This is a genomic window from Streptomyces sp. Ru73, assembly GCF_002920575.1.
Classification (GTDB): domain Bacteria; phylum Actinomycetota; class Actinomycetes; order Streptomycetales; family Streptomycetaceae; genus Streptomyces.
Genome location: NZ_PQSQ01000075.1, coordinates 21,757 through 40,332 on the forward strand (window position 1 = coordinate 21,757; position 18,576 = coordinate 40,332).

An 18,576-nucleotide genomic window follows, 5' to 3' on the forward strand; every position below is an offset into this window, starting at 1 on the left:
TCTCAGTGGGCCACGGCTGCGGCGCCGTGTTCGTCGATCAGTGCGCCCGTGACGAAGCGGTCCAGGGCGAAGGGGGCGTTGAGCGGGTGCGCGGAGCCGGTCGCGATGGTGTGCGCGAAGGTCCAGCCGGCGGCCGGGGTGGCCTTGAAACCGCCGGTTCCCCAGCCGCAGTTGACGTACATGTTCTCCACCGGGGTGGTGGAGATGATCGGCGAGGCGTCGGGGGTGACGTCGACGATGCCGCCCCAGGTGCGCAGCACGTGCGCGCGGGCGAAGATGGGGAACAGCTCGACGGCGGCGGCCATCTGCTGCTCGATGACGTGGAACGCGCCGCGCTGCCCGTACCCGTTGTAGGAGTCGACGCCCGCGCCCATCACCAGCTCGCCCTTGTGCGCCTGGGAGACGTAGACGTGCACGTGGTTGGACATCACCACGGTCGGGTGGACCGGTTCGTGCAGCTCGGAGACGAGGGCCTGGAGCGGGTGGGACTGCACGGGGAGGCGGAAGCCGGCCTTCTCCGCGAGGACGCTGCTGTGCCCGGCGGCCGCGAGACCGACCCGGCCCGCGTTGATGCGGCCGCGGGTGGTCTCCACGCCGACGACCCGGTCGCCGTCCTTCACGAAGCCGGTGACCTCGCAGTGCTGGATGATGTCGACGCCCAGTTCGTCGGCGCGGCGGGCCAGCGCCCAGGCGACGTGGTCGTGCTTGGCGATGCCGGCCCGCGGCTGGTACGTGGCGCCGAGTACGGGGTAGCGGGTGTCGCGCGAGACGTTGAGGATCGGGCAGACCTCGGCGACCTCGTCGGGGCCGAGCCACTCCGCGTCCACGCCGTTGAGCTTGTTGGCGCCGACCCGGCGGACGCTCTCGCGGACGTCCTGGAGGGTGTGCGCGAGGTTGAGGACGCCGCGCTGGCTGAAGAGGAAGTCGTAGTCCAGCTCGGCGGGCAGGCCCTCCCACAGCTTGAGGGCGTGCTCGTAGATGCCGGCGCTCTCGTCCCAGAGGTAGTTGGAGCGGATGATGGTGGTGTTGCGGGCCATGTTGCCGCCCGCGAGCCAGCCCTTCTCCAGGACGGCGACGTTGGTGATGCCGTGCACGGTGGCGAGGTAGTAGGCGGTGGCCAGGCCGTGTCCGCCGCCACCGACGATGACCACGTCGTAGGAGGACCGGGGTTCGGGGTTGCGCCACAGGTGAGCGGGGTGCTCGGGCAAGGGCGTCGTGGTCATGCGGTGGCTCCGTTCAGGCCCGGGTACAGGGGGCACTTCTCGGCGAGCGCCGTGACGCGGCCGCGCAGCAGCGCTGCCTGCCGCTCGTCGGGCTCGTCCTTCAGCGTCTGCGCGATGATGTCGGCGACCTCGCGGAACTCCTCGGTGCCGAAGCCGCGGGTGGCGAGCGCCGGGGTGCCGATGCGCAGCCCGGAGGAGACCATCGGCGGGCGCGGGTCGAAGGGGACGGCGTTGCGGTTGACGGTGATGCCGATGCGGTGCAGCCGGTCCTCGCCCTGCTGCCCGTCGAGCGCGGAGGCGCGCAGGTCGACGAGGACCAGGTGGACCTCGGTACCGCCGGTGAGGACGGAGATTCCGGTCTCGGCGACGTCGTCGGCGAGCAGCCGGCCTGCGAGGATGCGGGCGCCCTCCAGGGTGCGCCGCTGCCGCTCCTTGAACTCCTCGGAGGCGGCGACCTTGAACGCCACGGCCTTGGCGGCGATCACGTGTTCCAGCGGACCGCCCTGCTGCCCGGGGAAGACGGCCGAGTTGATCTTCTTGGCGAGTCCCGCCCTGGAGAGGATCACACCACCGCGCGGACCGCCCAGCGTCTTGTGAGTGGTGGTGGTGACGACATCGGCGTACGGCACGGGGCTGGGGTGCAGCCCGGCGGCGACCAGCCCGGCGAAGTGCGCCATGTCGACCATCAGGTACGCGCCGACCTCGTCCGCGATCCGGCGGAAGGCGGCGAAGTCCAGCTGCCGGGGGTAGGCCGACCAGCCCGCCACGATCATCTTCGGCCGGTGCTCGCGGGCGAGCCGCGCGACCTCCTCCATGTCGATGCGCATGTCGTCCTTGCTGACCTGGTACGGGACGACGTTGTAGAGCTTGCCGGAGAAGTTGATGCGCATGCCGTGCGTGAGGTGGCCGCCGTGCGCGAGGTCCAGACCGAGGATGGTGTCGCCCGGGTCGAGCAGGGCGAACATCGCGGCCGCGTTGGCCTGCGCGCCGGAGTGCGGCTGCACGTTGGCGGCCTCGGCGCCGAACAGCTCCTTCACCCGGTCCCTGGCCAACTGCTCGACGACGTCGACGTGTTCGCAGCCGCCGTAGTAGCGGCGGCCGGGGTAGCCCTCGGCGTACTTGTTGGTCAGCACCGAGCCCTGGGCCTGCATGACGGCGGCGGGCGCGAAGTTCTCCGACGCGATCATTTCGAGGGTGGACTGCTGGCGGTGGAGTTCGGCGTCGACGGCGGCCGCGACCTCGGGGTCGAGCGCGCCGAGCGGGGAATTGAGGGCGTTCGTAGGGTTCGCTGCCATCTGCGCACTCCCTGGGATCCAGTTGAAGACCAACTGATATATCAGACAGTCCGGTAAGGTATTCGAGTCCGTAGAACAGGTCAAGGGGTGCTTCTGATGAGCGGTTCCGCGTCCAGTGAAGAGGAGCTGTCACTCGCCGAGCGGGCCTACCGCGCCATCCGTGACCGCCTGGTCATGCTGGACATCCGGCCCGGTGCCCCGATCCACGAGGACCAGCTCTCGCAGTCCCTCGGCTTCGGCCGCACCCCGGTGCGCGAAGCGCTCAAGCGGCTCCAGTACGAGCGGCTGATCGCCACGTTCCCCCGCCGCGGCACCTTCGCCACCGAGGTCAACATCACCGACCTCGCGCACATCTCCGAGGTCCGCCGGCAGCTGGAGCCGATGGCTGCGGCGCAGGCCGCCCGGCGCGCCACCGCCGAGGACCGGGCCCGGCTCACCGGCCTGCTGCACGACCTGGAGAGCGCGGACGAGCGGGGCAGCAGCCCGGATGACCTGATGCGCCTGGACCTGGCGGTGCACCGCGCGATCTACGCCGCCACGCACAACCCGTACCTGGAGGACACCCTCGTCCGGTACGACAACCTCGCCACCCGCGTGTGGTGCCTCTTCGTCGACCGGCTGCCCGGCATGGCGGGCCACGTCGGCGAGCACGGCCCGCTGCTGCGCACCATCACGGCGGCCGACCCGGACAAGGCGGCCGAGCTGGCCCGCAGCCACGTCGAGGGCTTCGAGCGCGCGATCCGCGAAGCCATCTGACCGCCGCCTAGCCGGCCGGGCCGACCCGGCACCGCGTTCCGTGAAGCTCTGCCCTTGGTTTCCCTGGGGTGGTACGCCTTTGGGACCGTGGTCGCACAAGGGGACCGGGGGAACTCGACAGCACCGCGTGGCAGCGGCTGCGGCACGGCGGGGCCCGGCGGCGACGGTCCACCGTCGAGCCACAGCGCGGCGGCCTGCCCCGCGCCGGACCAGTCGAGGTGACCCGGATGACGACCACAGCACAGCCGAGGACCGCGCGCCCGCACCGGGCGGAGCCGCCGCCCCTCGCCGCGCCGCCGGCCCCGCTCCACACTCCGCCGACCCCGCCGCAGATGCGGCGCGCGCTGGGCGCCTTCGCCACCGGGGTGACCGTGGTGACGGGCCTGGACGGCGCCGGACCCGCCGGTTTCACCTGCCAGTCCTTCGCCTCGGTCTCCCTCGCTCCCCCGCTGGTGCTCTTCTGCGCCGACCACCGGGGCCGCAGCTGGCCGCGGATCAGGGCCGCCGGCCGGTTCACGGTCAACGTACTGGCCGAGGACCAGACGGAGCTGTGCACACGCTTCGGGACGCCGGCGGGACGGAAGTACGAGGGCCTGGACTGGGACCTCTCCCCCTGGGGCACGCCGTCGCTGCGCGAGGTGCTGCTGCGGGTGCACGCCGAGATCACCGACGTGCACGGCACCGGCGACCACGACGTGGTGATCGGGCGGGTCCTCGGGCTGGAACAGGGCCGCGAGTCCCGCCCGATGATCTTCCTGCGGGGACAGTTCGTCAGAACGGCGGCCGCCGGGCCGTTCTCGTCGGCACCGCGGCCGCCGGACCGGCCCTCGTGACGCGGACCGGCTCCGTGACGCACGCCGGACCGGCCCCGCCCCTCGTGACGCACGCCGGACCGTGACCGCTCAGCCCACGGTCGCCGAGCCCTCCGGCTCCTGCCCCGCCGCCCCCGGCATCCGCGCGGCGATCACCGCGATGTCGTCGTTGCTGGTCTCGGCGGGCCCCGCGACCAGCTCACGGCAGAAGTCGTCCAGCGGCTCGCCGGCGAGCCGGGCCGCGTGCCGGCGCAGCCGCTCCAGCCCCTCGTCGATGTCCTCGTCGGGACGCTCGACCAGGCCGTCGGTGTAGAGCAGGACGATGCTGCCGGGCGGCAGCGGCTCGATCGCGCTCGCCCGCTCCTGGTCGGGGGCGAGCCCGCCGAGCATGATGTCCTGCGCCGCGTCCAGGAACCGCGCCTCGCCCCCGGCCGTGACCAGCAGCGGCGGCGGATGCCCCGCGACGCTGAAGTGCAGCTGCCAGGGCCCGCCCTCGGCACCCTCGATACGGGCGTACACACAGGTGGCGGTGCCCTCCTCGGTGGCGAGGATCTGGGTGCTCACATCCAGCCTGCGCAGGATGTCGCCGGGCGGCTCCTGCCGGTCGACGACCAGCCCGCGCAGCATGTTGCGCATCTTGCTCATGGCGACGGCGGCGGTCAGGTCGTGGCCCGCGACATCGCCGATGATCAGGGTGGTGGCGCCGTCGGGCAGCACGAAGGAGTCGTACCAGTCGCCGCCGACCTCGTCGGCACGGGAGCTGGGCAGATAGCGGGCGACGATCTCCAGGCCGTCGACCAGCGGCGGATCGGTCAGCAGGCTCCGCTGCAGCGCGAGGGCGATGCGCTGGGTGTGGCGCAGCTCCAGCGAGGTGCTGAAGACCGGCACCGACTGGTCCAGTACGGCCCGGACGAGGCGGAGGTCGTCGCGCGCGAACCTCTCCCGCTCACCGCAGGCGTAGACGGCGACCACCGCGTGGACGCTGCCCGCCACCGTCACGGGGAACATGACCACGTCGTGCACGCCCGCCGCCTCCGCCCACGGCGCGACGCCCGGCGGCACCGCCTCGGGCGGCACGGGCCCCGGCCCGAGCCGGCGGTGGATCGGGCGGCGCTCGCGGATGGCCTGGGCGAAGGCCGAGCCGGGCAGCACCCGCTCGGGGGCCAGCGGTGCCATGGGCCCGTGCAGCCCGTCCCGGAGGGTGGCGGAGATCCGGTGGATGATCCCCGACTCCCGCTCGGCCCCGGGCTCGCTCTCGGGGAAGAGGTACACCCCGCAGGCGTCGGCCAGCTCCGGCACGATCACCCGGCCCACGGCCGCGAAGGCACGGTCGGCGCGTGCCGACTCGGTGACCGCCGCCGAGGCGCGGGCGAGCAGTTCCTTGCGGCGGTCCGCCTGCCACTGCTCCTCGACGTCGGAGCAGGCCCCGACCCACTCAACGACCCGGCCGAACTCCTTGATCGGGACGGCACGCAGCTCGCAGTGCCGGTAGCAGCCGTCCTTGTTCCGCAGCCGGAAGCGGTGCTGGAACAGCTCCGGCACCTCCCGGACGGCGCGCTGCCACGCCTCGGCGAGCGCGGCCCGGTCCTCGGGGTGCGCGGTGTCCAGCCAGCCGTGGCCGCGCAGCCGCTCCCACGGCAGTCCGGTGACCTCGGTCCAGCCGGGGCTGCCCTCGATGAGCCGGCCGTCGCGGTCGCTCACCGACACCTTCTGCGCGCCGGCCGCGACCAGGCTCTGGTACCGCTGGAGGACGCGGAGCCGCTTGTCGGACAGCAGCCGGGCGCGTTCCTTGGCGGTCACCTCGCCGGTGACCTCCATGGCGACCAGCAGCACGCCCAGCTCGTCGGGGGTGCCGGTCCGCCCGGCGGGGGCGGCCCGGGAGACGCTGAGGCTGAACCAGCGGTCCCGTACCTCGCCCTGTCCGTCCTCCAGGCGCACCGGGCGGTTGGGCCCGAACTGGGCCGGCTTCCCGGTGCGGTACACCTCGTCCAGTACGGTGAAGTGTTCCCGCGGCTGGAGGTCGGGCAGGGCTTCCCGGGCCGGCACGCCGAGCGGCCGGTCGCCGAAGAGCCGCCGGTAGACGGCGTTGGTGTAGACGAGTACGTGCTCGGGCCCGCGGAAGACGGCCACGGCCACCGGCGCCGGGTCGAACACGTCCAGGGCCGGAATGACCGGCGGTTTCGCGGCGGGCTCGCCCGGCGGGCCCGTGCCGGTCCCGTGCGGCTGCTCAGTCACCATCACGCCCACTTCCACCTCGCCTAAGGCTCAGTGTTACGCAATCCATAACATTTTGGACGATCAACGGCGGTGAACGGGTGGGCCGTGCCGCCTGCCGCCCCGCCGGACGGGCCGCCGGCGCCGCTTCCGGCCGGCCGGAAATCGCCGGCCGGGCCCACGGCGGCCCCGGCCGTCCGGCGTCCGCTGGCAGGATGCCGGCATGACCGACCATCCGCTGCTGGGAGCGTCCGAGGTGCCTGCCGTCGAGCCGTATCTCGCCCGGGTGGGCGAGGTGTTCGCCGCCGGGCCGGTCCATGACTCGGGCTGCCGGACGTACGGCGTACGGCTGCCGGACGGGGAGCGCTGGTGCGTGAAGGAGCCGCTGACGGACGCGGCGCAGCGGTCGCTGGACAGCGGCTGGGAGTTCCACCGGGCGGTGCGGCACCCCGCCATCGTCCCGCAGATTCACCGGCTGCGGGCCGGCGGCCGGACCGCAGCCGTGCTGCCCTGGCGGGACGGCGAGTCGCTGTACCACCGTTCTCCGTCCGCCGCACCCGGGGAGCGGCCCGGCGGCGCGCTGGCGCGGTTCCGTGCCCTGCCCGTGGCGCGGGTGCTGGCGGCGCTGGACCGCATCCTGGACGCGCACCTGGCGGTGGAGCGGGCCGGGTACGTCGCGGTGGACTTCTACGACGGCGCGGTGCTGTACGACTTCGCGTCCCACACGCCGCACCTCATCGACCTGGACGAGTACCGCCGCGGTCCGTTCGCCGTGCAGGCGGACCGGCTGCCGGGGTCGCGGCGGTTCATGGCGCCGGAGGAGTGGGTGCGCGGCGCGGTCATCGACGTCCGGACGACCGTGTACGTGCTCGGGCGGACGGCGCGGCTGCTGCTGGACGCGGGCGACGAGGAGCGGGCCTGGCGCGGCACGCGGCGGCAGCGCGCGGTGATCACGCGGGCCACGTGTGCCGATCCGCCGCACCGCTACACGAGCGTGCGGGAGTTCGTCGCGGAGTGGCGCGCGGCGAGCGGCCGGGAGGCCGACGAGGCCCACGCACCCCTTGGCGGCGGGGAGTTGATGCATTAATCTGCCGCACGAAACGGTGCATTAATGCATCGAGGAGGGGTGCGCGCACCGCGGCGGCGTCCGGTCAGGCGATGGCGTCGTCGGACGTCGGGTTCAGGGGGTCGAGCGCGGAGAGCAGATCGGGATGGATCTCGAAGGAGTCGAGCAGGCCGGTCAGGCGCAGCACACGGACGACGCAGGCGCTGTCCTCGTCCGAGATGATGCGCAGGCGCCCCTCGCGGGCGAGTATCCGCAGCCGCGCCCGGCACAGCAGCGAGAGCCCGCAGCAGTCCATGAAGGTCACCCGGCGCAGGTCGACGACCAGGTCGGGCCGGCCGGTGCTGGTGAGCACGTCCATCCGGTCGGCCAGGCTGATCTTCGCCAGAATGTCCAGCTCCCCGCAGAGTTCGACGACCGTGGTGGTTCCCACGGCCCGTTCACGGCCCCCGAAGGACCGCCTCTCTTCGGCCATCCCCGTCCCCACTTCACTGTTCGGCCGAGGCGCGCGACTGCGCCGTACACCGGCGATGGAGGCGTGCGGAGGTGGGGGACACCCGCGGAGTAAGGTCTGCGACGACCACCGTCAGCGTTCGGGAATCCGCGCCGTGCCGGCCGTCGGCAGGGTCCGGGTCTCGGCCGGTCCGTTACGTGTGAATACGGTGTACCCGGCTCTGCTGGCCCGAGTCAACAACTTGGTTGTACCGGAAAGTTGTTGGCCCCCTTCCACCACTCTTCGCCACCCCTCGCCCTCCCTCCCCGGCCCGTGTGCACGACGGGAAGGTCCGCGCGGGCACCGAAGGTCCCGTACGGAGGCTGCGGCCGGCGCTCCGTCGGCCCCGCCGCCCCGCGTCGCATGGCGCGAATCGTCACCACTCGGGTGATTACCACCGCTCTCCCGGGGCACCCGGCGTCCCTGGAGGCGCCGGTACTCACCCGGTCGCGCGACCGGACCCCCGGCCCGATGGCGGGCGGTGGGGGTGCGTGCCAGCGTGTCCAGGGGTGGCGTCGCCACCGGGCCCCTGCTGCCGATATTGCGAGGACCGTGATGGAACGACCCAGAGTGCTGATCGTGGGCGGCGGTTTCGCCGGAGTCGAATGCGCCCGCGCCCTGGAGCACGGCCTGGAGGCCCGCGAGGCCGAGCTGACGCTGGTCTCCCCCACCAACTACCAGCTGTACCTGCCACTGCTGCCGCACCTGGCGGCCGGCGTGGTCACCCCCCAGTCCATCGCCCCGTCGCTGCGCCGCATCCTGCGCAGGACCCGGCTCGTGCCGGGCGGTGTGATCGGGGTGGACACCGCCAACAAGGTCTGCACGGTCCGCCAGATCACCGGCGACACCGTCAACCTGTCCTACGACCACCTCGTGCTGACTCCCGGCTCGGTCACCCGGACCTTCGACATCCCGGGCCTGACCGAGCACGCGCTCGGCATGAAGACGCTGGCCGAGGCCGCGTACATCCGCGACCACGTCATCGCGCAGCTCGACATCGCCGCGTGCTGCGCCGACCCGGCCGAGAAGGCGGCGCGGCTGCAGTTCGTGGTGGTCGGCGGCGGTTACGCGGGCACCGAGACGGCCGCGTACCTGCAGCGGCTGACCAGTGCGGCGATCGAGCGGTACGCGGGCCGCATCGAGCCGGGCGAGGTCAAGTGGCACCTGATCGACATCGCGCCGCGGCTGATGCCCGAACTGGGCGAGCGGCTCGGCACCAAGGCCATGGAGCTGGTGCAGAAGCGCGGCATGGAGGTCTCGCTCGGCGTGTCGGTCAAGTCGGTCACCGAGGACACCGTGACCCTGACCGACGACCGGGTACTGCCCTGTCACACCCTGATCTGGACCGCCGGCGTGGCCGCGAGCCCGCTGATCGGCACGCTCGGCGCGGAGACCGTGAAGGGCCGGCTTGCGGTGCACGCCGACCTGTCCGTGCCGCGCATGCCCGGCGTCTGGGCCTGCGGCGACGCCGCCGCCGTGCCGGACATCACCAAGGAGGGCGGCGCGGTCTGCCCGCCCACGGCGCAGCACGCGCAGCGGCAGGGCAAGCACGCCGCGCGGAACATCATCGCCTCGCTCCGCGGCCGGCTGTGCACGCCGTACAAGCACAAGGACCTGGGGCTGGTGGTCGACCTCGGCGGCATCGACGCCGTGTCGCGGCCGCTGGGCAAGGAACTGGTCGGGCTGCCCGCGCAGGTCGTGGCGCGCGGCTATCACCTGATGGCGCTGCGTACCGGTACCGCGCGGTTCCGCACCGTCGCGAACTGGCTGCTCAACGCCACGGCGGGTGACGACTTCGTACGGACCGGGTTCCAGTCGGGGCGGGACGCGACGCTGCGGGACTTCGAGCGCACGGACGTCTACATCTCGCCGGACGACGTACGGGCACGGGCCGGCGGGCGCAGCTCCGGCTGACCGGTGCCGGGCCGGCCGGCGGCCGGGAGCGGCAGCCGGAGCGGCACGGCCGGGCGGGGCCTCAGTCCTGCCCGGCCGCGTCGTCCGCCGGGAGGTCGCGGGCGCCCAGCCGGAGGTGCTCGATGTGGTAAACGGCCTCGTCCAGGAGCTGCGCGACGTGGTTGTCGTAGAGGCTGTAGACGATGCGGCGGCCCCGGCGGGCGCCGGTGACCAGGCCGAGCGCGCGCAGCAGCCGCAGCTGGTGCGAGACGGCCGACTGCTCCATGCCCACGGCTTCGGCCAACTCCCCCACCGGGCAGGCGCCCTGGCGGAGCCGCGTGAGGATCATCAGGCGTGACGGCGTGGCCAGCGCCTGCAGCGTGGCGGCGATGGTCGCGGCGGACTCCGCGTCCAGGTGCTCGGCCGGCGTGACCCGGGCGTCGACTCCATGTCCCATGCGCCCATCGTAACGACCAGCATATTTGAAGACCTCTTCATGTATTCGGCTATGGTGGCGTCGACACGTACGCATGAAGAGGTCTTCATGCGTACGTGGGTCTGTCCCCGTCCGTACCCGCCGTGCGCGCCGCCCCGCGCACGTCTCCGCCCCGAGGTGTCCCCCATGGCTTCCACACTGGCCGACGAGCAGGCGACCGCCGCGCCGGCGCCACCGGCCCCCGCGGCGCTCCCCCGCCGCACCCGGCTCTTCGCACTGCCCGAGGTCCGCTGGGCGGCGCTGGCCGCGCTCGCCTTCCTGATCGCCTTCCCGCTCGACCTCGCGGGCGCACCGGCCTGGGCGTGGGGTCCGCTGTACGCGGTGTGCTACGCGGCGGGCGGCTGGGAGCCGGGCTGGGCGGGCCTGACGGCGCTGCGCGAACGCACCCTCGATGTCGACTTGTTGATGGTCGTCGCAGCGATCGGCGCCGCCGCCATCGGCCAGTACCTCGACGGCGGACTGCTCATCGTGATCTTCGCGGTCTCCGGCGCGCTGGAGGCGCTGGCCACCCGGCGCACCGAGGACTCGGTACGCGGCCTGCTGGACCTCACGCCCGCCACCGCCGTACGGCTGACCGCGGACGGCGAGGAGACCGTCGCCGCCACCGCGCTGGCCGTCGGCGACACCGTCCTGGTGCGCCCCGGCGAGCGGCTGCCCGCCGACGGCACGGTGCTGGACGGCGCGAGCGAGGTGGACCAGGCGTCCATCACCGGCGAGCCGCTGCCCGCGGAGAAGCGCACCGGCGACACGGTGTTCGCCGGCACCCTCAACGGCACCGGCGCGCTGCGCGTCCGCGTCGACAAGAACGCCTCCGAATCGGTCATCGCGCGCATCGTGACGATGGTCGAGGAGGCGAGCGGCACCAAGGCGCCGACCCAGCTGTTCATCGAGAAGATCGAGCAGCGGTACTCCGTCGGCGTGGTCGTGGCCACCCTCGCGCTCTTCGCCGTCCCGCTGGCCTTCGGCGCCGACCTCACCCCGACGCTGCTGCGCGCCATGACCTTCATGATCGTGGCCTCGCCGTGCGCGGTCGTGCTGGCCACCATGCCGCCGCTGCTCTCCGCCATCGCCAACGCCGGCCGGCACGGCGTGCTGGTGAAGTCGGCCGTGGCGATGGAGCGGCTGGGCGCGGTCACCCGGGTGGCGATGGACAAGACCGGCACCCTCACCGAGGGCACCCCGCGGGTCGCCGACGTCCGCGCGCTGCCCGGCTTCGACGCCGACGAGGCTCTCGCGGCGGCCGCCGCGGCCGAACTCCCCAGCGAGCACCCGCTCGCCCGCGCCGTGGTCGGCGCCGCCCGCGAGCGCGGCCTGCGCCCGGCGGACGCCGAGGACTTCTCCTCCGTACCGGGCCGGGGCGTCCGCGCGACGGTGGCGGGCCGCACGGTGCAGGTCGGCAGCCCCGCCGGCCTGCTGCCGGACGCCACGGACGGTCCCGCAGGGCCGCTCACGGACGCACAGGACGGCTTCGCCGGGCCGCTCGCGGACACGGACGGCACGGAGGCCGCCCGCAGAGCCGTCGCGGAGTACGAGGCGGCCGGCCGTACCGCCGTCGTCGTGCTGATCGACGGCGCGCCCGCCGCCGTGCTCGCGCTCGCCGACCGGCTGCGGCCCGGCACGCCGCGCGCCGTCGCCCGGCTGCGCGCCCTGACCGGCACCGCGCCCGCGCTGCTGACCGGCGACAACGCCCGCACCGCCGCCCGCACCGCGGACGAGTCGGGGATCACCGACGTACGCGCCGGTCTGCTGCCCGAGGACAAGGTGGCCGCCGTACGGGACTGGCAGCGGCAGGGCGAGCGGGTGCTGGTCGTGGGCGACGGGGTCAACGACGCGCCCGCGCTGGCCGCCGCCGACAGCGGCGTGGCGATGGGCCGGGCCGGCTCGGACCTGGCGCTGGAGAGCGCCGACGCGGTGGTCGTGCGCGACGAGATCGGCGCCGTGCCGGCCGTGGTCGCGCTCTCCCGGCGCGCCCGCAAGCTGGTCACCCAGAACCTCGTGATCGCGTCGGTGTGCATCGGCGGCCTGGTGGTCTGGGACCTGCTGGGCCGGCTGCCGCTGCCGCTGGGCGTGCTGGGCCACGAGGGCTCGACCGTCCTGGTCGGGCTGAACGGGCTGCGGCTGCTGCGCGCCGCGGCATGGCGGCGCGCAGCCGACTGATCGGCATCCGGCACCTCCACGAAGGAAGCCATTGACCTCAACATTGGTTGAGGTCATAGCTTCCTGATGTGTCGCCGGTCGTCCCGACCGCGACGGACGACCGCACCCGGAGGTCCGCGATGGACATGGAAGTCACCGCCTGGCACTCGTTGCACAGCACCGTCACCGCGCAACAGGACAGGCGTCCCTTCTCGCGCGGGACGGTGCGCCGCATCGCGGCCTTCGCCCGCCCGCACCGCCGTCACCTCGTGGCGTTCCTGCTCCTCAGCACGGTGACGGCGATGCTGGCCGTGGCCACGCCGCTGCTCGCGGGCCGGGTCGTGGACGCGATCGTGCACCGCTCCTCCACGGGGCTGGTGCTCGGTCTGTCCGGGCTGATCGCCGCCATCGCGGTCGCCGAGGCCGGCCTCGGCCTGCTCACCCGCTGGCTCTCCGCGACCATCGGCGAGGGCCTGATCCTGGACCTGCGCACGACCGTGTACGACCACGTCCAGCGCATGCCCGTCGCCTTCTTCACCCGCACCCGCACCGGCGCCCTGGTCAGCCGGCTCAACAACGACGTCATCGGCGCGCAGCGGGCGTTCAGCGACACCCTCTCCCAGGTCGTCGGCAATGTCGTCACGCTGATCCTGACACTGGTCGTGATGCTGGGCCTGTCCTGGCAGATCACCCTGATCGCCCTCGTACTGCTCCCCGTCTTCGTGCTGCCGGCCCGGCGCGTCGGCCGGCGCCTGGCGCAGCTGCGCCGGGAGGCCGCCACGCACAACGCCACGATGGGCACGCAGATGACCGAGCGATTCTCGGCACCCGGCGCCACGTTGGTCAAGCTCTTCGGGCGGCCCGAGCGCGAGTCCGCCGAATTCGCCGCGCGGGCCCGCCGGGTACGGGACATCGGCGTCCGTACCGCCATGGTGCAGACGTCGTTCGTCACCGCGCTCACCTTCGTCTCCGCGCTCGCCCTGGCCGTCGTCTACGGCCTCGGCGGCTACCTCGCCCTCCGCGGCAGCCTGGACCCCGGCGCGATCGTCTCCCTCGCCCTGCTGCTGACCCGGCTCTACGCGCCGCTCACGGCGCTCTCCGGCGCGCACGTCGAGGTCATGAGCGCCCTGGTGAGCTTCGAGCGGGTCTTCGAGGTGCTGGACCTCAAGCCGCTGATCAGCGAGAAGCCGGACGCGCGCGAGGTGCCCGAGGGGCCGCTGTCCGTGGAGTTCGACGGCGTGCGCTTCGCCTACCCGGCCGCCGACAAGGTCTCCCTGGCCTCCCTCGAAGAGGTCGCCACGCTGGACACGAGGGGCGGCGACGAGGTCCTGCACGGTGTGTCCTTCCGCGCCGAACCCGGCCAGATGGTCGCGCTCGTCGGCTCCTCGGGCGCCGGCAAGTCCACCATCGCGCAGCTGCTGCCGCGGCTGTACGACGCGGACGAGGGCGCCGTGCGCATCGGCGGCGTCGACGTGCGCGACCTGTCCGCCGCCTCGCTGCGCGACACCCTCGGCATGGTCACCCAGGACGGCCACCTCTTCCACGACTCGCTCCGCGAGAACCTGCTGCTGGCCCGCCCCGAGGCCACCGAGAAGGAGCTGTGGGACGTGCTGCGCAGGGCCCGGCTGGACGGCCTGATCGCCGGGCTGCCGGACGGCCTGGACACGGTCGTCGGCGAGCGCGGGTACCGGCTCTCCGGCGGTGAGCGGCAGCGGCTGACCATCGCCCGGCTGCTGCTGGCCCGCCCCCGGGTCGTCATCCTCGACGAGGCAACGGCCCACCTGGACAACACATCCGAGGCCGCGGTCCAGGAAGCGCTGACCGAGGCGCTGGCAGGGCGTACCTCGCTGGTGATCGCCCACCGGCTGTCCACCGTACGGTCGGCCGACCTGATCCTCGTCGTCGAGGACGGCCGGATCGTCGAACGCGGCAGCCACGAGGCGCTGCTCGCCGCCGGCGGACGCTACGCGGAGCTGTACCGCACCCAGTTCGCCGAAGCACCCGCGACCCGGCAGACGGCGCCCGTGAACTGACCACGGATGTCCGCCGGTACCGCACCGGCCGGTCCTGCCCCTTGGCGGCGACCGGCCGGTGCGGAAAGACTCGGGGGGTGACCCAGCGCGCTGAACACTCGACCGTCATGGACCGCCTCGCGATCGACGACCTCGTCACCGCCTACGCCCACGCCGTCGACGACGGCGACTGGGCCGCGTACCGGCAACTGTTCACCCCCGACGGCCGCGCGGACTACCGCTCGGCCGGCGGCATCGAGGGCCGCTGCGAGGACGTCGCGGCCTGGCTCGCGGAGACGATGCGCCACTTCCCCGTCCGCCAGCACCTGATCGTCAACCGCCGGATCGACCTGGACACCCGGGACGGTGCCCCCGGCGACACCGCCACCGTACGCGCCGACTACCTCAACCCGATGCACCTCGTGAACCCGTCGGCGGCGCCCGGCGCCGACCCCGACGGCCACGGCACGCTCGCCCCGAACTACACCTGCGCCGGCCGCTGCGCCTTCACCGCCTGCCGCACGCCCGACGGCTGGCGCCTGACCGAGGTCGTCGTGCACGAGAAATGGCGCCAGGTGCTGCCCGCGGCGACGGCATGAGCCCTCCCCCGCACGGCTTGCACCCGAGCACCGGCCGCCGCGCCCCCTGTGCGTGATCGCCTTCGTGGCGCACACTGGGCGTCCGACCCGAGAGGGGGACACGGTATGCGCCGCCCGGCCGGCCGAGAGGACCGGGAGCCCCGGCTCCCCCTGGTGGCGCGCGGTCGCCGCACTGGTGGCCGGCGCGCTCCCGGCCCTGTGCTTCCCCGCGCCCGCCCTGTGGTGGCTGGCGTACGTCGTCCTGGTGCCCTGGCTGGCCCTCCTGGCCTCGGCCGGCACGCCCCGCCGCGCCGCGCTGGAGGGCTGGCTGGGCGGTACGGGCTTCATGCTGGCGGTGCACCACTGGCTGCTGCCCAGCCTGCACGTCTTCCTGCTCGTACTGGCCGCGCTGCTCGGGGCGCTCTGGGCACCGTGGGCCCTGCTCGTCCGCGACGTACTGCGCGGCCCGCGCACCCGGGCGGGTGCCCACGGTCCCGGCCCCGGACGCTGTGCCGCGGCACTCGTCCTCCTGCCGTCCGGCTGGCTGCTGATCGAACTGGTCCGGTCCTGGGAGTACCTGGGCGGCCCGTGGGGCGTGCTCGGCGCGAGCCAGTGGCAGGTGGCACCGGCCCTGCGGCTCGCCTCCCTCGGCGGCGTCTGGCTGCTGACCCTGCTGATCGTGGCGGTGAACACCGCGCTCACGATCCTGCTCACGGCCCCGCCCGTGTGGCGTACCGCGCTCGCCGGGCTGCTGACGCTCGCCGTCGCCGCCGGCACCGCCTGGCTGTGGGCGCCCCGCCCGCAGCCCGCGGGCACGACCCGGATCGGGGTGGTCCAGGCGGGCGTGGTGGCCGGCCCCGAAGCGCGCTTCGCACGGGGCGAGAAGCTCACCCGTGCCCTCGCGGGCCGCGGCGTCGACCTGGTCGTCTGGGGCGAGAGCAGCGTCGGCGCCGACCTGACCCGCCATCCGGAGCTGCGCGCCCGGCTGGCCGCGCTCTCCCGCGAGGTGCACGCCGATCTGCTGGTCAACGTGGACGCCCGGCGCGCCGACCGCCCCGGCATCTACAAGTCGTCCGTCCTGATAGGGCCGGACGGCCCGACCGGCGACCGCTACGACAAGATGCGCCTGGTGCCGTTCGGCGAGTACGTGCCGGCCCGCTCGCTCCTCGGCTGGGCCACCAGCGTCGGCAAGGCCGCCACCGAGGACCGGCAGCGCGGCACCCGCCAGGTCGTGATGACGGCGGGCACGGCACCGGACGGCGGCGCACTGCGCTTCGGCCCGCTCGTCTGCTTCGAGACGGCCTTCCCCGACATGAGCCGCCATCTGGTCAGGGACGGCGCGGAACTGCTGGTCGCCCAGTCCGCGACCTCCTCGTTCCAGGAGAGCTGGGCCCCAGGACAGCACGCCTCGCTGGCCGCGCTGCGCGCCGCCGAGACCTGGCGCCCGATGGTCCACGCGACGCTGACCGGCGTCAGCGCGGTCCACGGCCCGCGCGGTGAGCAGATCGGCGAGCGGCTCGGCACCGACCGCGCCACCGCCGCCGTGTACGACGTCCCGCTGGCCCGCGGCACCAGCCCGTACGTCCGCTTCGGCGACTGGCCCCTGTACGCGGCGCTCCTCGCGGTCGCCGTGTACTGCGCACGGACAGGCATCCACGCCCTGCGCCGGCCGGGACCCGGCGGCGGGCAGGGCGACGGGAGCGGGACTGCCGTCGGCGGGGCCGCGACCGACGGGAGCAAGGCCGGGGCCGGAGCCGGGGCCCTGGACGCTGCGGGTGCGGGCGGCGGGCCCGGCGAGGAGCCGGCCGGCCGGTCCGGCGAGACACCGGGCTGACCCCTCCGGCCACCGCGGCGGCGACCGGGGGGTGGGTTCCGCGAGGACCGGGGGGCTTTACGATCAGCCGGTCACCGGGCGGCGGTGAGCGGTCACCTCGGCGGCGGTCAGCCGGTCACCTCGGTGATCACGCGCTCGCACAGCTCGTGCGTGCGCAGCGCGTCCTCGGCCGTGAGCAGCGTCCCGGACCGCACGGCCTCCAGGAAGGCCAGCGCCACCTGTTCGATGCCGCGCTGCCGGGCGACCGGCACCCAGTCGCCCCGCCGCCGTACGCTCGGCTGCCCCTTGTGGTCGATCACCTCGGACAGGTTGACGACCTGCCGCTTGGTGTCCTGCCCGGAGACATCGAGGACCTCCTCGGCCGAACCGCTCAGCCGGTTCATCGTGCCGATGGCCGAGAACCCGTCACCGGCCAGGTGCAGCACCACGTGCTCCATCAGCCCGTTCCTGACCCGCGCCCGCACGTGCACCTGGTCCACCGTGCCCGGCGCCAGGAACCGCAGCGTGTCGATGACGTGGATGAAGTCGTCCAGCACCAGGGTGCGCGGGTCCTCGGGCAGCCCGACGCGGTTCTTCTGCAGCAGGATCAGGTCGCGCGGGTGCTCCAGGCACTGCGCGTACGCGGGCGCGTAGCGGCGGTTGAAGCCGACGGCCAGGCTGACGCCGCGGTCGGCGGCCCGCCGCACGATCCGCTCGCTCTCCTCGTAATGGTAAGAAATCGGCTTGTCGACATAGGTCGGCACGCCCGCCTCTATGAGCCGGCTGACGATCTCGGGGTGCGCGGCGGTCGGCGCGTGCACGAACGCCGCGTCCAGCCCGGCCGCCAGCAGCGAGTCGAGGTCGCCGTGGCGCTGCCCGGCGGGCAGGTGGAGGGTGTCGGCGACCCGTTCGAGGGTGGCCGGGGTGCGCGTCTGCAGGTGCAGCTCGACCCCGGGCTGCATCCCGAGCACCGGGAGGTACGCCTTCCGCGCGATGTCACCGAGGCCGATGCAGCCAACCTTCACTGTGTTTCCCCTCTGGAGCGGCCGACGGAGTTGCCGGGCGCGTCCGAGCCTACGTGGCCGGGCGCCGCTCCCGGACCGCCGGGCGGATTCCAGTCGGCGATCCCGTCCAGCGCGCGAAGGGCCAGGTCGGGCGCGAGCCGCGCGGTACCGGCGAGCAGCGCGGCACGGAGCGTCCGGGCCGGGGCCGAACGCCACGTCGCGAGCCGCGCGACGCGTGCGGAACGCCGTACGACCTCGGTGGTACGCGGCAGCCGCACCCGGGTGTACTCGGCCAGCGCCGCGGCGAGGTCGCCCGCCGGCCGCGCGAGCAGGCCGAGCACGACGGCGTCCTCGATGGCCTGGCCACCGCCCTGCCCGAGGTGGGGCGGCATCGGATGCACCGCGTCGCCGAGCAGCGCGACCCGGCCGCGGTGGTAGGCGGGCAGCGGGCGGGCGACCGCGTACACGTCGTTGCGCAGTACGGCACCGGGCTCCACGGCGGCGAGCAGATCCGGGACGGGCCGGTGCCAGGCGCCGAAGCGGCGCAGCAGCTCGGCGCGTTCGCCGTCGGGCGCCCGCCCGCCGGCCGGCGCGAGGGCGCTCGCGTACGCGTACACCCGCCCGTCGTGCAGCGGCTGACTCCCCCACAGCATGCCGGCGCCCCAGGTCTCGTGCGGCGCCACCCCGCCCGCAGGCGCGGGCACGACGAACCGCCAGGTGGTGACGCCCGCGTAACGGGGTCGGTGTCGCGGAACGAGCGCCGGCGGCGGCGGAGTGGAGTGCGTCGG

The 18,576-nt window shown here is 73.9% G+C and carries 15 protein-coding genes; 8 read left to right on the forward strand and 7 right to left on the reverse strand.

Annotation, left to right across the window (positions count from 1 at the left end; genetic code table 11):
* Positions 1 to 2: 2 nt before the first annotated feature.
* Positions 3 to 1,223, reverse strand: coding sequence for a sarcosine oxidase subunit beta family protein (locus C3486_RS26580; RefSeq protein ID WP_103835292.1), 1,221 nt, complete (start codon positions 1,221 to 1,223; stop codon positions 3 to 5).
* On the reverse strand, positions 1,220 to 2,518 hold the full coding sequence (gene glyA / locus C3486_RS26585; RefSeq protein ID WP_103835293.1) for a serine hydroxymethyltransferase: 1,299 nt from the start codon (positions 2,516 to 2,518) through the stop codon (positions 1,220 to 1,222). The genes C3486_RS26580 and glyA overlap by 4 nt, the downstream gene beginning before the upstream one ends.
* 96 nt (positions 2,519 to 2,614) lie before the next feature.
* Here glyA and C3486_RS26590 point away from each other — a divergent pair, with 96 nt between their 5' ends.
* Positions 2,615 to 3,274 (forward strand): GntR family transcriptional regulator, encoded by a 660-nt coding sequence (locus tag C3486_RS26590; RefSeq protein WP_103835294.1) that lies wholly within the window; start codon positions 2,615 to 2,617, stop codon positions 3,272 to 3,274.
* A gap of 227 nt (positions 3,275 to 3,501) precedes the next feature.
* A complete protein-coding gene (locus tag C3486_RS26595; RefSeq protein WP_181138708.1) occupies positions 3,502 to 4,107 on the forward strand; it encodes a flavin reductase family protein in 606 nt (201 codons plus the stop codon).
* Between the two features lie 69 nt (positions 4,108 to 4,176).
* Here C3486_RS26595 and C3486_RS26600 read toward each other — a convergent pair whose 3' ends face one another.
* Positions 4,177 to 6,324 carry a SpoIIE family protein phosphatase gene (locus C3486_RS26600; RefSeq protein ID WP_103835306.1) on the reverse strand — a complete coding sequence of 716 codons (2,148 nt, stop codon included), beginning with the start codon at positions 6,322 to 6,324 and terminating at the stop codon, positions 4,177 to 4,179.
* 199 nt (positions 6,325 to 6,523) lie between these two features.
* Here C3486_RS26600 and C3486_RS26605 point away from each other — a divergent pair, with 199 nt between their 5' ends.
* On the forward strand, positions 6,524 to 7,387 hold the full coding sequence (locus C3486_RS26605; protein ID WP_103835295.1) for a serine/threonine protein kinase: 864 nt from the start codon (positions 6,524 to 6,526) through the stop codon (positions 7,385 to 7,387).
* Between the two features lie 64 nt (positions 7,388 to 7,451).
* Here the strand turns inward: C3486_RS26605 and C3486_RS26610 are convergent, their stop codons facing one another.
* Entirely contained in the window at positions 7,452 to 7,796 is a 345-nt protein-coding gene (locus C3486_RS26610) for an STAS domain-containing protein (protein ID WP_308461268.1), read from the reverse strand.
* Between the two features lie 615 nt (positions 7,797 to 8,411).
* Between C3486_RS26610 and C3486_RS26615 the strand changes: the two genes are divergently transcribed.
* Positions 8,412 to 9,770 carry an NAD(P)/FAD-dependent oxidoreductase gene (locus C3486_RS26615; RefSeq protein ID WP_103835297.1) on the forward strand — a complete coding sequence of 453 codons (1,359 nt, stop codon included), beginning with the start codon at positions 8,412 to 8,414 and terminating at the stop codon, positions 9,768 to 9,770.
* Between the two features lie 61 nt (positions 9,771 to 9,831).
* Here the strand turns inward: C3486_RS26615 and C3486_RS26620 are convergent, their stop codons facing one another.
* On the reverse strand, positions 9,832 to 10,206 hold the full coding sequence (locus C3486_RS26620; RefSeq protein ID WP_103835298.1) for a metalloregulator ArsR/SmtB family transcription factor: 375 nt from the start codon (positions 10,204 to 10,206) through the stop codon (positions 9,832 to 9,834).
* A gap of 165 nt (positions 10,207 to 10,371) precedes the next feature.
* Here C3486_RS26620 and C3486_RS26625 point away from each other — a divergent pair, with 165 nt between their 5' ends.
* The 4 genes from C3486_RS26625 (at position 10,372) to lnt (ending at position 16,805) form a co-directional block, all read left to right on the forward strand.
* Positions 10,372 to 12,402: a heavy metal translocating P-type ATPase gene (locus C3486_RS26625; protein ID WP_103835299.1), complete on the forward strand. Its 2,031-nt coding sequence runs from the start codon at positions 10,372 to 10,374 to the stop codon at positions 12,400 to 12,402.
* Positions 12,403 to 12,521: 119 nt separating this feature from the next.
* A complete protein-coding gene (locus C3486_RS26630; protein ID WP_103835300.1) occupies positions 12,522 to 14,414 on the forward strand; it encodes an ABC transporter ATP-binding protein in 1,893 nt (630 codons plus the stop codon).
* 77 nt (positions 14,415 to 14,491) lie between these two features.
* The gene (locus tag C3486_RS26635; protein ID WP_103835301.1) at positions 14,492 to 14,992 is read left to right on the forward strand and encodes a nuclear transport factor 2 family protein; all 501 of its coding nucleotides are present in this window, start codon (positions 14,492 to 14,494) and stop codon (positions 14,990 to 14,992) included.
* A 175-nt stretch (positions 14,993 to 15,167) separates the two neighbouring features.
* Complete coding sequence (lnt, locus tag C3486_RS26640; protein WP_258053007.1) at positions 15,168 to 16,805, forward strand: apolipoprotein N-acyltransferase; 1,638 nt, start codon at positions 15,168 to 15,170, stop codon at positions 16,803 to 16,805.
* A 107-nt stretch (positions 16,806 to 16,912) separates the two neighbouring features.
* Here the strand turns inward: lnt and C3486_RS26645 are convergent, their stop codons facing one another.
* Positions 16,913 to 17,809, reverse strand: a complete 897-nt coding sequence (locus C3486_RS26645) for a Gfo/Idh/MocA family protein (protein ID WP_103835302.1) — start codon at positions 17,807 to 17,809, stop codon at positions 16,913 to 16,915.
* On the reverse strand, positions 17,806 to 18,576 hold a 771-nt coding region (locus tag C3486_RS26650), incomplete at its 5' end, for an FAD-dependent monooxygenase (RefSeq protein WP_181138710.1). The genes C3486_RS26645 and C3486_RS26650, both read right to left, overlap by 4 nt.